We start from the raw sequence: 13,881 nt of genomic DNA, 5'->3' as shown, positions 1-13,881 counted from the left end.
ACCCACTACCGTGCGGAAACGGGGGCTGTGGAGAACACCCGCTGGACGTCGGGGTCCTCCGGGTTCCATCCCCGAATTTTAAGCCAAAGTTCCTTGGACTTTTCGTTGTCTCCCACCCGGCTGTAAAGAACAGCCAGAGCTTTGGCGGGTTCCATCGCGATTTGATCTTCGCGGTTCCCGGAAAGCTTTGCTTCTTCCAGCGCTTTAAGATAATACCTTTCGGCTTTCTGAAAGGCATTCGAATTCGCCGGAAGAACGGCGGCTGTTGGATTTTGGTTAACGAGCTGGACGTAATAGAGCCGTCCGAGGTTGGAATAGGTTTCGGCATTCCGGTCGTTGTAGAACCGGCCGACGACGTTGGTCGAATTATAAACGAGCGCGCCCAGATAGGCCTCTTCCGCCTTAACCATGTCGCCCCGCATAAAGTGGACATAGGACTGTCGGTAATAATTGGGAGGAAATACGGGATCGAGCTGACGGTACAGGTTGAAGTTTTTCAACGCTTTTTGCCAATACTCTTCCGCTTTTTCCTTTGACCCAACGGAAGATTCCATTTCCCCCATCTTCAAATAGACCAGGCCCACCTGATGGTGGGTTTGCACATAATTAGGGGCGAAGGCCTTCACTTTTCCGTAGGCGTCGAGGGATTTTTTCCAATTTTCGATGGCGCGAGCCCGAAGGGTTTCAGCGGTTTTTAGGTCTCCTTTTTGACGTGCCTGGCGGGACGCCTCGAACACGTTGGAGCCCCAGTCGTTGTAGACGTTTCCAACGAAATAACGCGCCATGGGGAAACCCGGGTTCAGCTCCGCCGTTTTCTCGTAATGCTCCAGCGCGCCGCCCACTTGTTCGTATTCTTCTCTCATCTCCGGCGGGTATCCTGGAACTTTCACCCTCTCGTCAAACTCAGGGGACCTCATCCAAATGTTTTGCTTGGAAAAAAAGATGGCCACGTTATGACTCACATCTCCTAGAAAGTAGCCGCGCCAGAGGGAGGCTCCGCCCAACCATACGACAATGCCCAGGGCCGCGAGCCCAATGGCCCTGGCGTCGGGCCCTGGTCCGTCGGAAAGAGGATCCAGTTTAGACGAGGACTCGGCCCCGGTTCGCTGGATGAGCCAACCTACAAAAAACAGACCCAGACCGGAGAAAATCCGAAGCACATGGATGGCCGTCAACCCTTCACTGCCGAGCTCCGGGATTTCAAAAAATTCCGCCACGACGCAAAGGGAAGCGGCCAAAAGGAAAGGGTACGGGGAAAGGCGGGGCGTATTGGGGGAAAGACGTTGTTCCAAAATCTCGCCCAACACCAACAGGCAGGCTCCCATAAATAGAATCCCCCCCGGCGCGATCATCGGTTTGAGGGTCTTGTCAGGAAAGAGGAAAAAGGCCATCCAAAAAACAGCGACCCCCATTCGGACCCAAAGGTCCGCTCGGCTGGGCCGGTCCTGTTGGTCCGGCATGGGGTCGTTCCGAGCGAAGCTCACAACCAGGGCGGGCAGTAAAAAAGAAAAGATGCCGGAAGAAACAAAACGGACGGAAACGTCCATAAACCAATGGACCAAAGCCCCCCACCAGGCCCCCAAATAAGCCATCACTTTATAGACCCTTTCATCAAAGGCCATGTCGGGCGGCGGGCGGGGCCCCCCCGCCGTGAGACGGTTTAAAAGGCGAATCCCCACGACGCTCCCGCTCAGAATGAGCCAAAGAAATATTCCAAATCCCACCATGCCCTCATCGAACATGACCTCGAGGTATTCATCTTCCGCGTGATCCGTTTCCGTATTCGATCGCGCTTCCAAGAGAATAATTTCCGGCCGCCGGTAGGCCGGGTAGGCCCATTTAAAACTGCCGATCCCGGACCCGAACCAGGGCTGGGCCCGGATCATATCCCAGGTCCCGATCCAGGTAAAAACGCGAAAATCCACGGATTGTTTTCTCTGTTGGGCGTAGTGGCGCACCACGGCAAATCCGCCGATGGCCATGGTGAGGGAAATAATCATGAGGCCATAGGTGAGGCGCCGGGCCTTGGGGCCCACCAGAAAAAGGCCGATCAGAAACCCGGAGGCCACGATGGCTCCAATGAACCCCACCCAAGCGCCCTTGGTTTCGGTGGCATAGAGGTTGACGAACGTCGCCCCCAAAAAGATCAACATTCCGCTGGCCGAAGCGGAAGGGCTCTTCCACCAGATGACACCCAGAACGGAAATGAGAGCCGCCAATAGGCTCACCGTTACCCAGATTTGATTGTGGGCGGAGATCCCGCCGAATTTATTGGCAAAGAGTTTATCGGTCAAGATAACGACCGGGACGAGGCAGGCGATCAGCAGGAACGGTTGAAAGGTCTTTCCCCGATTCTTGAAATAGAGCGCGATAAGGATCGGCGTGATAATAACGAGGAAGTTGCCGTAAAAGTTTGGGTTCCCAAAGCTGGAAAACACCCGAAGGGAAAAAGCCTGCCGCCAAATGAAAGGGTCCAACCCCACCTTCGTGAGTCCTGGAGGAAACAGCCGCCCATCAAAATATTGGACGAATCCATAGAAAACTGTCACCGCAAAGGCCGCCACCAGCCACCGCAACAAACGCCGTTGTCGGTCCATGCCGCGAAACTCGGCAATGACGATGAGCGCCATGAAGGAGTAAAAAATCCGCCGCGTGAATTCCTCAAGACTCCCCGCGCGAAAGGAGGATTGAACGAACGATACGACGCCGCTGGCCAAAATGGCCAAAAACGGAGCCACGATCGGGAGATCTTTCCTGGAAAACGGCCAACGTCTTTGGAAAACGAGTTGCAGGAACCAAAAGAGCATCACCAAACTACAGCCGACCTGCGTGAACGTTATTTTGATTTGCGCCGAATCATACGTTCGCAAATAAAAAGAAATCGTCACCAAAAAGTAGGTCACCGGCAAACACCAAGCCACCACCCGTGAAAATATGTTCCCCCAGGCCGCCTGGGATAGGCCGCCCCCCTGAGAATTCGCGTTCTTTTCGATCGGTAGAGGAAGGGAATTCATTTTGAAGGAATTTTTTTCGCCTTAATTAAAAAATCAGCCGAGGATCGGACTTGAACCGACAACCTGTCCCTTACGAAGGGACTGCTCCACCAATTGAGCTACCTCGGCGCGAATGACCGGGCCCTCTGGGCCCATTCGCGCCTGTCCTCGCGCTGTGCGCGAGGGCGGCGCCACCTGTATTCTTTTACCTCATTCTGTTGACTCTGACTGTTGACTCTGACTGTTGACTCTGACTGTTGACTCTGACTGTTGACTCTGACTGTTGACTCTGACTGTTGACTCTGACTGTTGACTCTGACCGTTGACTCTGACTGTTGACTCTGACTGTTAACTCTGACTGTTAACTCTGACTGTTGACTCTGCCCGGCCCCTCTGGCCCCATTCACGCCAATGCCATCCAACGAACTGGCCCGACGCCTAGCGCCCTCGTGCGCGAGGGCGGCGCCACCTGTATTCTTTTACCTCATTCAGTATCTCTGACCGGTCCCATAATCTGATTTCATGAACAGTCTTTTTAACCCCAGTCACACCGCGCGAATTTTAGCTTTTCATGACCCCGTCGACAATGTCTTTAACCAGGCAAACGCCCGAAATTGTAAGGCGCCGCCGTCACTTCCGGAGGCCGGTCAAAATTGTAGGCCGGAGGCGGGGATGATAAGGTCCACTCCAGGGTCTGGGCGTCCCAGGGGTTCGCGGCCGCCTTCTCTCCTCGAAGGGCCGACCGGATCATGTTATAAAGAAAGACGGCCACGGCGATAAAAATGATAAAAGCGGAGACGCTGATCCACATTTGAATCGGGTCCAGGCCCATGTCAGGGGTATAATCCGCCACCCGGCGGCGAAGACCGCGTGTCCCTGTCCAAAACATCGGGATGAAGGTCGCATTAAAACCGTAGAAAAACAGTCCGAAGTGCCAGCGTCCGAGTTTTTCACTGAATTGTCGCCCAAAGATCTTAGGAAACCAATAATAAACCCCGGCAAACATGGCGAAAATCGTTCCTCCCACAATGGTGAAATGGAAATGGGCCGTGACAAAAAGCGAATCGTGCAAATGGACATCCGTCGGGACGTCGGCCAGGAAGATCCCCGTGAGCCCGCCAATCAGGAAATTGGCGATCACCCCGGCCGCGAAGAGGAGCGGGGTCGTGATCCGTATTTTCCCCCGCCACAAAGTGCCTATCGCCGCCAGGAACATGACGCCCGTGGGGATGGAAATAAGTTCCGTGGTGATCAAAAACGGAAAATTCAGGAGACCCCACATGCCGCTTGTAAACATATGATGGGCCCAAACAACGAAACTCAAAAAGACGATGACCCAGAAGGACAAGACCACCAGCGGGTAAGCGAAAAGGGGTTTTCTCGCAAAAACGGGGAGAACTTCCATCAAAAGCCCGAAAGCGGGCAAAATCATGATGTAGACCGCGGGATGGGAGTAAAACCAAAAGAGGTGTTGGTAAAGAAGCACACTCCCTCCCCGGGACGGGTCGAAAAAGGAGGTGTTCAATACCCTGTCAAAAATGACCATGAAGAGCGAGCTGGCGACAACGGATGTTGCGATCAATATCACCACCGCGGTGGCGGCGATGGAATGAACAAAAATCGGAATGCGGAAAAACGTCATTCCCTTGGCCCTCATTCGAATAATGGTCACCAGCAGATTCACTCCGCCGAAGATGGAAGAAAATCCGGCGGTGGCGAAGGATAAGAGGAAGAAAAGTTTTCCGATAGGGCCTTTCGTGCTCAGGGGGGCGTAGGCGGTCCAGCCAAAATCGAATCCTCCGTTAAAAAGGCTCGCCACCAGGATCAAAACCGCTGGCGGAAGAAGCCAATAAGACAAAGCGTTCAACCGAGGGAAGGCCATATCTTTAGCGCCAATTTGAAGCGGCACCACGTAATTCCCGAACCCTCCCACGATGGCGGTGAGGGCGACCAACACCATGCCGATGCCGTGCACACCCACCACGGTTCCGTAGGTTTTGGTGGAAATAAACTGCATTCCCGAGTGAGCCAGCTCCGTACGCATGATCATGGCCATGATGCCCGCAAAAAAGAACAGAAAAAAACTGGCGAAAAGGTATTGAACCCCCACCACCTTATGGTCGGTGTTGAAAGAAAAATATCGCGCCGCCCCGTGAATTTCGGGCTCTTCCTTTTCATCCATCCACCGCCGAAAGGCGGCCCACCCGCCGCCGGCGGCCAGGTAAATCGGAATGGAAACGAGGTAGGCGATGGCCGCCGCCGTTTCCGCCGGCAAACGGAGTTTCAGGGAAAAAAAGACGGCCAGGAAAGCGCCGATACCCGCCAGAATGCCACGAATGAGTCCTGGTATCACCAGCTGTCCCCCTTCCATCGATCGTCGAATTCTTTTCGTCCACCACATCCACGCCGGCCGTCATCACGGTGTGGTCGGACCCGCAGAGTTCTGAGCATCGCAAAGAAAAACTGCCTTTAACGGTCGGAGTGATCACCAGTTGGGTCACCTTGCCGGGGACGACGTCTTGCTTCAAACGGAACTCCGGCACCCAAAAAGAGTGAATCACGTCGGCCGATTTGAAAATCAGCCGGACCTTCTTGTTGACCGGCAAAATCAGGCGGGAGGTGTACTGCCCTTGCATCGGGTAATAAAATTCCCAAGAAAATTGGGAAGCGTTGACATTAATGTCCAGGTCGGCCTGTTGCTGGGTGGCGTGGAGCCGACGAAGTTCAACGGATCCGAAGGCGGCCAGGCCGATGGTGATAACGAAACTCGCCGCGATCCAGAGGGCTTCCACCCAACGGCCGCGACTTTTGTCGAACTTTTCCCCCTCCTCCAATTTGTTTTTCGAGCGAAAAAAAACAAGGGCGTAGATAAGGGCGGCCATAACGAGCGAATAAATGGGAATGGACAGCCAAAGGATGACCTTAAAAGCATGGTCCACATGATGGGCCTCGGCGCTCGCCGCCACCGGCATCATGGGATGCGCGTGGAACAGCGCAAACAATCCGGCCGAGAGGAGACCCGCGAGCCCAAAAATAAACCAAAACCCACGGGTTCCTTTCATGGTTTTTCTCCCAGAGCGAGCACCGCCCCCCGAACCTTCTCCGCCAGTCTCTCCTCCGAGGAATCAAAATATTGTCGGATCCGCCCAAGCGCGTCAACCAAAACCAGTTTTGAACTGTGGGTGACCCGATAACCCGAGGAGGCCGAAGGATCTTCCATGAGGGGGAGTTTGAAGCCTTCAAAGACGATCCGATACAACGTTTCTTTGTCTGCCCTGACAAAAAACCACCGTTTGGGGTCCGCCTCAAAGCGCCGGGCGTATTCCGCTAGAACATCCAGGGTGTCTCGGTCGGGGTCCACGGTGAAGGTAACCAACCGAACCGCCTCCGGGAGCCCCCGCTGGAGCTCGGCCATTTTCGCCGACATGAGCGGGCAAGGCCCACTGCAGTGGGTGAAAATGAAATCCGCCACCCAGGGCCGTCCCCCCAGATCCTTTAAAGCCAACGTCGTTGCGCCCGCCGCCGTGGCCGCGGGAAGCGCGAAGTCGGGCGCGCACCCCAAGGCCTCGGGGCCCGCGCGTTTGGCGGAAATCCAGTTCCAGGCGATTCCCCCAAAGGCGATCATCAATGCCAGGAGGCCTCCCAGGATGTAGAGAAGGCGTCGTTTCATCGGTTCAACAACCCCACATCGGGCAAAATCCCGATGGCCAAAATCAGCACGGCCAAAATCCCGATTAAAACCGCTCCTCGCGCCACGGGCCCCGCGGTTCGGAGGCGCATGAAATACCAACCGATCAAAAAGGCCTTCACAGCGGCGAAGCCAAGAGCGACTCCAATCGTTCCCCCGCGCCCCAGGCCAAGACGGGAAGCCGTAACGCTCATCAGAGTCAGGGCCGCCAAACTCCCAAAGAGAACCACGGAAAATTTTTCTTCGCTCATATCAAGTAGAAAAGCGGGAATAAGAAAACCCACACCACGTCCACGAAGTGCCAATAAAGCCCCGCGTATTCCACCTTCCGAGCGAAGGCGGGAGAAAGGCCTTTCTTTCGCGCGGACCGTTTCAAAAACAAATTCCAAAGTATCCCGATCACCACGTGCAGGCCATGAAACCCCGTCAGGGCGAAGTAAAAAGAAATGAATATATTAAGCCCCGGCGTGGCCTCCATGAACGGGCTTCTGGGGTAGTACCCATGGTGGATTTTTAACGCATACTCGACGCCTTTCACACAGAGGAATAAAAGCCCCAGGAGGATGGTCGATCCCATAAAGCGGCCAAAAGCCCGTTCGTTCCGAAGTTCAGCCGCCAGAACGGCCCGCACCATGGTGAAAGAGCTGGTGATCAAAATCAACGTGTTCGTCGTGGCCAGCGCCAGGCCCCATGTGTATCCTTCCTTGGGCCACGCCGGCGCTCCGATCGCGCACACGGAATTTCCCCAGCGGAGCATAAAATAGCTCGCCAAAAATCCCCCGAACAGCATGATTTCCGAGAGAATGAAAAGCCAAATCCCCAACTGGCCAACGTCCGAATGGTCCGGGGTAATTCCGTCTGTTTGGGAGGTCTGGGTCATAGGGCTCGCGCGAATGTTGACAATATTAGTTTGTTTTTCCGGAACGCGCAACGCCCAGCCGGAGCGGCCTACCCCCCCCCCGACCATCAACGGCACGCCGGTTTTGACGGCGCCTGCGAAAGGATGACTCCGTTGTAGTCGTTTCTCCTCCTCGCGACCCAACGCAGAGAGCTGGGCGCCGATTCCGGAAAAGGTCAAAGAGAGCGTGGGGTGTTTCTACAGCGAACCAATCGAAGAACGGGGGGTCTACTTGTCTAAATCTATCGGGACCCGGCCCGGCCCGCCCGCCGGGGAACTCAATTTATTCTCAAGGCACCCCGATGCACTCGATCGTGATGGTGGTGGGCGTCTGGCTGTCCACATAGACGTCGTAGGTCGTCGTCGCTCCCGCGTTCCAGGCCGGCAAATTCATACGGGCGGCTGTGAGCGCCCCCTCGTTGTTCAGCCGAGAGCTGACTTTGAACCGGCTGAAAACGGCGTGTTCGCTTTCTTTTTTGACGGAACTGAACATCCCCATCGCCGTGACCAAGACGATGAAAACAAATAGCAACAAAAAATATCCAATCGCCCCAACCCTGTCCTGATGTTTAGCAGCCGAGGTCCGGGGCTTCAACGATGGTCGAGAGGACAATGGTTTCATTGCGAATTCCTTTTAGCGTCACTTTCACGGAATAAAGACGTGTCGGGGAAGCCGTCTGGACAAACGCCCCGCCAACCATGTTGACATAATAGACCTGAACGGTGCGGGTCCAATTTCCCACCGTGTCGTTGCGCCCGTCCCAATTCAAAACGGTGTAAGGATTGGATGCCTGAATCTCCGCAACAACGGTTTGGGCGGACGAAAAGGCTTTGACGGCGGACCAGGAGTCCGTCGTCGCCTTCGTCATTCCGAAGAAATAATGGAGCACCGGAAGGAAAAGCAACCCCAAGGCGAGGATGACCAGCACCACTTCGACTAAGGAAAACCCCGCGAGTTTTGACCTTTTTGAAGACCGAGCGATTTTAGGGAGCATTTGGGTATACCTCGAATTTGATTGACACCGCGTCTGCGGGTCTAGAACTCGGCCCGCGCCCCACAAGCTGAACTACGAGAGAACGATTCGTTCCCCCGGTCGCGGAAGGCGCCCCCGACCAGGAAACTTGGAGCGAATCGATCCCGTCGATGTTAACCGTTTCTTGTTTTTCCGATTCGAGGAAACGAGTCCGAATCAACCGCCCTCTTCCGTTCGGCAGGGGGTTCATGGTGTACGTCACGCGCTCCCAGTTCCCATCCTGGTTGTACCGTCTAAAAAAAAGGCGGCCGGACGGGTTGGCCGTGCTGATTTCCACCGAAATCGGGCCCAAGTACACTTTGCCGAAACTAATGGAAGAATCGCTTGCGTTGGGGGGTTCGTCGAAAAGGTGGACCTGATAATAGTCCCCCATCGTGGTTGTAAACACCCCGGTTTGGGTCCCGGTGTCTTGGTAAACCAGCGATACCGGGGAAAACGGGTTTGGACCTCCGCGGACTTCCGCTTTCCTGGTTCCGATATTATTGGAAAAATAACTGGCCGAGAAAAGAAAGGTTTCGACCTTCACCGCGGGTTCCGCGGCAAGGGCATAGGCCGTCGTGGTTCCGCTATTCACGGAATGAAGTTCCAAACGTGATTGGAAAAAAGCCACCGAAGAATGCGGCGCGGGATCCGCCGCCATACGGTAAGCGGGACAGGACCACGTGCTGGAGGACGGGACGTTGGATTCCATTAAGGCGCTTGCGTCGTCTTCGAAAAAACACGGATTTGGCAAAAGATTGTTAACGGACCCACGCGAAGCCGACGCCAGGTCCAACATAAGAAAATGGTAGGCGGTTTGGATGACGTTCTGGCCAGGTAGTTTTTGTTGGATTTGAACGGCCCCTTTGGTAAACAGGGTGAGGGCCCGAAAAACCATGACCATGACAAGGCTTAAAACGAAAGAAACCACCAACAGTTCAATCATCGTAACCCCGTTTTTCCCCAGGCCCCGCCCCCTCATCGGTTTCCCTCTATTTGGCGGCGAACATTGCCATTACCATCGGTAATGACGGTGCTCGTATGACGGTTGCGTCCACGGCCGGTGGTGGCTTGGATTCGGAATTCCTGTTGGGATTTGTAACGGTTCTCAAACAAAACCACCGGACACTTCTGGGCCACCCGGACAATAGATCCACCCGGCCTAAGGACCAGACTCCCTCCAGACGACCCGGAGGCCGCCGCGGGAAGCGCCGGTTCGGCCAAACCGAAATCGAACCATTGGTTCCGCGAACCCCCTGTATTACGGTTGATCCAAACGTGCACGTTGGAGCTTAACCCCCGCGAACGGTACCCGGCATCGTCGGGCCCTTCGCCTGAAAAGAGCGCCACCACGTCGGGTTTTGTGTCCCCGTTCAAGTCGCCCAGTTGGACGTCCAAAAGGGTCCCGGTGAAAAGCCCGCCTCTCGGCAGGGGCTGAGGGGTCCAGGTGTTAAATCCCGCATCGGAAAAAAAGATCGTGACGGGCGACGGTTGCGGATCCGAGTCCGGGAGCATTCCCGACACCACATCCCGCCGACCGTCCCCGTCAAAATCCGCCACAGCCAAGGCACTCGCCGCCCAAGGAAACCCCGTGATGTGTTTAACCGTGAAGTTGGTTCCCGTCGCGTCCGTCCCATGAAGAAGCGTGAGTCTCCGATCCGCTCCGGCGCCGTCCCGGGCCACGAGAATGTCCGTGAACGAATCATTGTCAAATCTGTCGGCAAAAACCGCCGCCGGATGGAAGACATCGGCGTCCGCCACATTGACGGGTTGGTAGTTGGCGTCGGTGATGTTTCCGTTTCCGGGGTTTTTGAACCATTTCAAAGGAGGTGAATCCTGACGATCGCCGACAAGAATATCCATGGCGGTGTCCGAATCCATAAAGGCAAGGTTCCCGATGGGGTTTTTCGTTCTGTGGAGGCTGGTCCTTGTCGAGACAACGGACACAGCCGTCACCAGTCCTGTGTTAAAATCCAATAAATAATTGACAACCGAGCCGTCCCCCAAATTCGACGCCGCGGGCGCTGATTTGGAAAAAACCACAAAATTACTTTCGCCCCAAGGCAATGTCATCCAGTTCAGGTGGCCAACCTTTACGCTTTGCGCCCCGTAAACGAAAGCGGGAGCGCCTCCGGGGGTTGCGAGCCTGATTTTAGAGGTGCCATAAAAGGAAAATAGAGCTCCCATTATAGCGATATCGCTTCCCACGTAAGTCTGGTGCGCCAAGGGGTAACCCCGGGGGTTCAGATTGCCGAGGGCGCTGAACGAAAAGAGCGCCGAGGTGCCTTTATCGCTTCCCGCCCACACGTTGGGCGACACGTCATAACCCGCTCGATCATCCGCGTCTCCACCCGGCAAATGCAGGTACGAGGAGGCGGGAAGGCCAGCATAAGAGAGGTCCCCCATTTGCCCGTCGCTCACCAGAACCAAGTTGTAAGGCCCAATGGCCGCAGCGCCCACGACGTTGCATAAAACGGAATAACTGCTCGCGGTAAAATCGTAATATCCACCGACCCCATTGATCACATGGGCGTTAAATAGTTTGACCGGGTCCACGGCCGCCCTGGCGGAGGGGGTAAGAAACCCCGCCAGCCCCACCCCCAAAACCAAGCGGCCCGCAAATCCCCGAAGGGACCCCGAAACATTCTTTCTCATAGAACCCTCCCACCTATCCCTATTTCTTATCCCCGAAACGCGAAAATGTCAACCTAGAAACACTTACCTAACTTTTTGTTGATCGATGGGGGAGCCAGGAAGACCTCTGAATATCAAAAACATTCGCTTAACCCTGTCTTTTGGTCGGTCGGGGCCTTCCACACGACGTCCTCTTCTTTCCCCGCCCCGGAAACAAATTATCGTCGTTCGTCTAAGCTTATCCGAACTGTTTTAAAAACGGTATTGACAGGTTCATCCAGTGGGGGTATATAGATCGCAACATGTCCCCAATCCTCCTGCGAATGGTGGGGGTGGTCCGCCGGGTTGCCGGGCGGATCCCTCCTCTGTCGCCCCTGTTGTTGGCCGCCTATCCAGCCACGAGTTTGTTCAGTATGAACATCGACCAGTTGTGGCCCGGGGCCTTGGTGCGCCCGGTTTTGGAAGGGGTCGGGTTCGCGGCGTTGGCTTACGTAGGAATCGCGGCTGTTTATCGAAGCTTCCTGAAAGGGGCCTTGCTGACGTCGGTTTTAGTTCTTTTTTATTTCTTTTTTGGGTATGGGGTCGACATTTTTGTTTTTGTGGGAGGAACGCGGTCCGAGCCTTTAATGAAATATATTTTTCTTATCGCGGGAACGTTGTCCATCGGCGGGCTGGCCGCCTTCCTCTGGCGACATCCCCCGCCCGAACGAAGCAACCGGGTTCTGGATTTCACCGCGGCGCTTTGGCTCTTTTTTCCTGTGCTGGGCATCGCAGCCCACCAAGCCACTCGACACAAATGGATTCCTCCCGCGGCAACGGTTTCCTTGGGTTCCGCGGAAATCACCGGCCGCCCCGACATATTTTTTATTTTGTTGGACGCCTACGCTCGGGAGGACGTTTTAACGAACCTTTTCCATTTCGACAACGGATCTTTCTTGAAAGAGCTCCGCCAACGCGGTTTCCAAATCGCGGATCAATCCAAGAGCAACTACAGCATCACCTTCCTTTCTCTCGCGGCCACGCTGAACATGCGGTATCTGGACGACGTAGTGCGGGAAAATAATCGGGGGAGCGTCGCGCGGGACCTTCCGGGCGAGATGATCCAAAACAACGCGGTTCAAAGCTTGCTGAAACGGGGCGGTTACCAGATTGTGCATCTCCCGTCCGGTTGGGCGGTCACGGACCACAACCCCGGGGCGGACGTGGTGATGGGCCATCGTTCCCTTCACGAGTTCCGCGCCATCCTTTTCCGGCCGACGATCCCGGGCACCCTGTTCGCAAAATCAAGCCAAAGGGGCTGGCGAGAGCTCATTTATTCCAACCTCGAGGCCTTGGAGCGGTGCCAGTCCATCGCAGGGCCCAAGTTCGTCTTCGCCCACTTCGTCTGTCCCCACGAACCCTTCGTTTTTTACCCCGACGGGGGAGACCCTCGACCTGATTTCGTAAAAGAGAGCTATCGCAAAAGGTGGACGAAACGCCGCCGTTATTTGGATAACCTGGAATTCATCAGCCGGCGGATCCTCATCGCCATCGACCGCATTGTAAAAGAATCTAAGACGGACCCGATCATTATCCTAGAATCGGACCATGGGCCTTCCACCCTGACTTTTTCGCCTCACCCCTCTGCGGCCCAAATTCACGAGCGCATGAGCAACCTGTGCGCCATGCGCCTTCCGGGAAAGCACGCGCCAAAACTCCCTCAGGATTTCACTCCGGTGAACACCTTCCCGTTTATTTTCGACACCTACTTCGGCACCCATTTCGGTCGCTGGAAAAACCGGTCTTACTATTGCGATCCGGCCACACCGTATGTTCATATCGATGTGACCCGCTGTTGCCCCGCCGACCAAAACCCGTTCAAAAACATTCCCGCCGCGAAAACGATCGCGTTTTCCGGAGCTCCCGATCCCAAGGGGCAAGAATAATGTCGAGGTTTGTAAAAACGAAGTGTATCTTAATGCGGAAAACTTTTAATCAGGCGGGCGACCGTCTCGCGCAGGGAAGAAAGTTGATTTTTAGTGGCGGTGTCGGTGGTTTGTCCCAGAGAGTCATCCAATTTCCGAAGAACATCCTGCATCGCCGCAAAGACTCCCTCGTAACGGGCAGAAAGGCGAAACGTCATGGTATTGAAATCCTCCACGACATCTTGCAGATGATCCCGCCGCCTCAACCGGACGCGGTGGGAAAGGTTTCCATCCCCAACGATCTGGAAGGCCTTTCGCAGGTTTTCGATGGGCCCGGCCAGTCGGTGGGACAAAAGAAGGCCGATCCCCCACACGATCACAAAGAGAAAGAACAGCTTGACCATCAAAATGGAATTCCCAGCCAGAAAGAGGCGAAAGAGTCCGGGGTCCATCAAATTGGACGACATGTTCCGGCCGAAATTGAAGTAATACTCGCCCAATACCAACATGGTGGCGAGAGAGACAAGCCCAAGGATCGTGCCCACCAGGATCCACTGCAAAGAGGGGTGAACCAGAAATCGACGGCGCCGAAGAGCGACGGGTGGGGGCGATGGCACTTTGGAAGAAACGGGGACCATATGGCTAGATATAACCCGAATCCATCCTTTTGTCAAGCCACGGGCGGACGCCCCTGGACGGTTTTGCTTTTGGGCTCAAAATGAGTGGGCTTAAAGTGGGCCAAATAATTCAG

General features: G+C 55.1%; 11 protein-coding genes and 1 tRNA gene. 1 reads left to right on the top strand and 11 read right to left on the bottom strand.

Annotated elements, in window-relative coordinates; translation table 11 throughout:
- Positions 1-5 precede the first annotated feature (5 nt).
- The 10 genes from IPP35_01945 to IPP35_01900 form a co-directional block, all read right to left on the bottom strand.
- On the bottom strand, positions 6-3,014 hold the full coding sequence (locus IPP35_01945) for an O-antigen ligase family protein (GenBank protein ID MBL0057892.1): 3,009 nt from the start codon (positions 3,012-3,014) through the stop codon (positions 6-8).
- A gap of 35 nt (positions 3,015-3,049) precedes the next feature.
- Positions 3,050-3,122, bottom strand: a tRNA-Thr gene (locus IPP35_01940).
- A 463-nt stretch (positions 3,123-3,585) separates the two neighbouring features.
- Complete coding sequence (locus tag IPP35_01935; protein MBL0057891.1) at positions 3,586-5,346, bottom strand: cbb3-type cytochrome c oxidase subunit I; 1,761 nt, start codon at positions 5,344-5,346, stop codon at positions 3,586-3,588.
- Positions 5,347-6,051: 705 nt separating this feature from the next.
- The gene (locus tag IPP35_01930) at positions 6,052-6,663 is read right to left on the bottom strand and encodes an SCO family protein (protein ID MBL0057890.1); all 612 of its coding nucleotides are present in this window, start codon (positions 6,661-6,663) and stop codon (positions 6,052-6,054) included.
- Complete coding sequence (locus IPP35_01925; GenBank protein MBL0057889.1) at positions 6,660-6,911, bottom strand: cytochrome C oxidase subunit IV family protein; 252 nt, start codon at positions 6,909-6,911, stop codon at positions 6,660-6,662. The genes IPP35_01930 and IPP35_01925 overlap by 4 nt, the downstream gene beginning before the upstream one ends.
- A gap of 17 nt (positions 6,912-6,928) precedes the next feature.
- Positions 6,929-7,561 carry a heme-copper oxidase subunit III gene (locus IPP35_01920; protein ID MBL0057888.1) on the bottom strand — a complete coding sequence of 211 codons (633 nt, stop codon included), beginning with the start codon at positions 7,559-7,561 and terminating at the stop codon, positions 6,929-6,931.
- A gap of 307 nt (positions 7,562-7,868) precedes the next feature.
- On the bottom strand, positions 7,869-8,111 hold the full coding sequence (locus IPP35_01915; protein MBL0057887.1) for a hypothetical protein: 243 nt from the start codon (positions 8,109-8,111) through the stop codon (positions 7,869-7,871).
- Between the two features lie 37 nt (positions 8,112-8,148).
- The gene (locus tag IPP35_01910; protein ID MBL0057886.1) at positions 8,149-8,574 is read right to left on the bottom strand and encodes a hypothetical protein; all 426 of its coding nucleotides are present in this window, start codon (positions 8,572-8,574) and stop codon (positions 8,149-8,151) included.
- Complete coding sequence (locus IPP35_01905; GenBank protein ID MBL0057885.1) at positions 8,564-9,538, bottom strand: hypothetical protein; 975 nt, start codon at positions 9,536-9,538, stop codon at positions 8,564-8,566. The genes IPP35_01910 and IPP35_01905 overlap by 11 nt, the downstream gene beginning before the upstream one ends.
- Positions 9,539-9,570: 32 nt before the next feature.
- Positions 9,571-11,247 (bottom strand): VCBS repeat-containing protein, encoded by a 1,677-nt coding sequence (locus tag IPP35_01900; GenBank protein ID MBL0057884.1) that lies wholly within the window; start codon positions 11,245-11,247, stop codon positions 9,571-9,573.
- A gap of 281 nt (positions 11,248-11,528) precedes the next feature.
- Between IPP35_01900 and IPP35_01895 the strand changes: the two genes are divergently transcribed.
- Complete coding sequence (locus tag IPP35_01895; GenBank protein ID MBL0057883.1) at positions 11,529-13,151, top strand: hypothetical protein; 1,623 nt, start codon at positions 11,529-11,531, stop codon at positions 13,149-13,151.
- A gap of 29 nt (positions 13,152-13,180) precedes the next feature.
- On the opposite strand, the gene IPP35_01890 is transcribed toward IPP35_01895, so the two are convergent.
- Positions 13,181-13,768, bottom strand: a complete 588-nt coding sequence (locus IPP35_01890) for a methyl-accepting chemotaxis protein (protein MBL0057882.1) — start codon at positions 13,766-13,768, stop codon at positions 13,181-13,183.
- Between the last annotated feature and the right edge of the window lie 113 nt (positions 13,769-13,881).

This window comes from Elusimicrobiota bacterium (assembly GCA_016721625.1).
GTDB lineage: Bacteria > Elusimicrobiota > Elusimicrobia > FEN-1173 > FEN-1173 > JADKHR01.
This window is presented reverse-complemented; position numbering and strand designations above follow the sequence as displayed.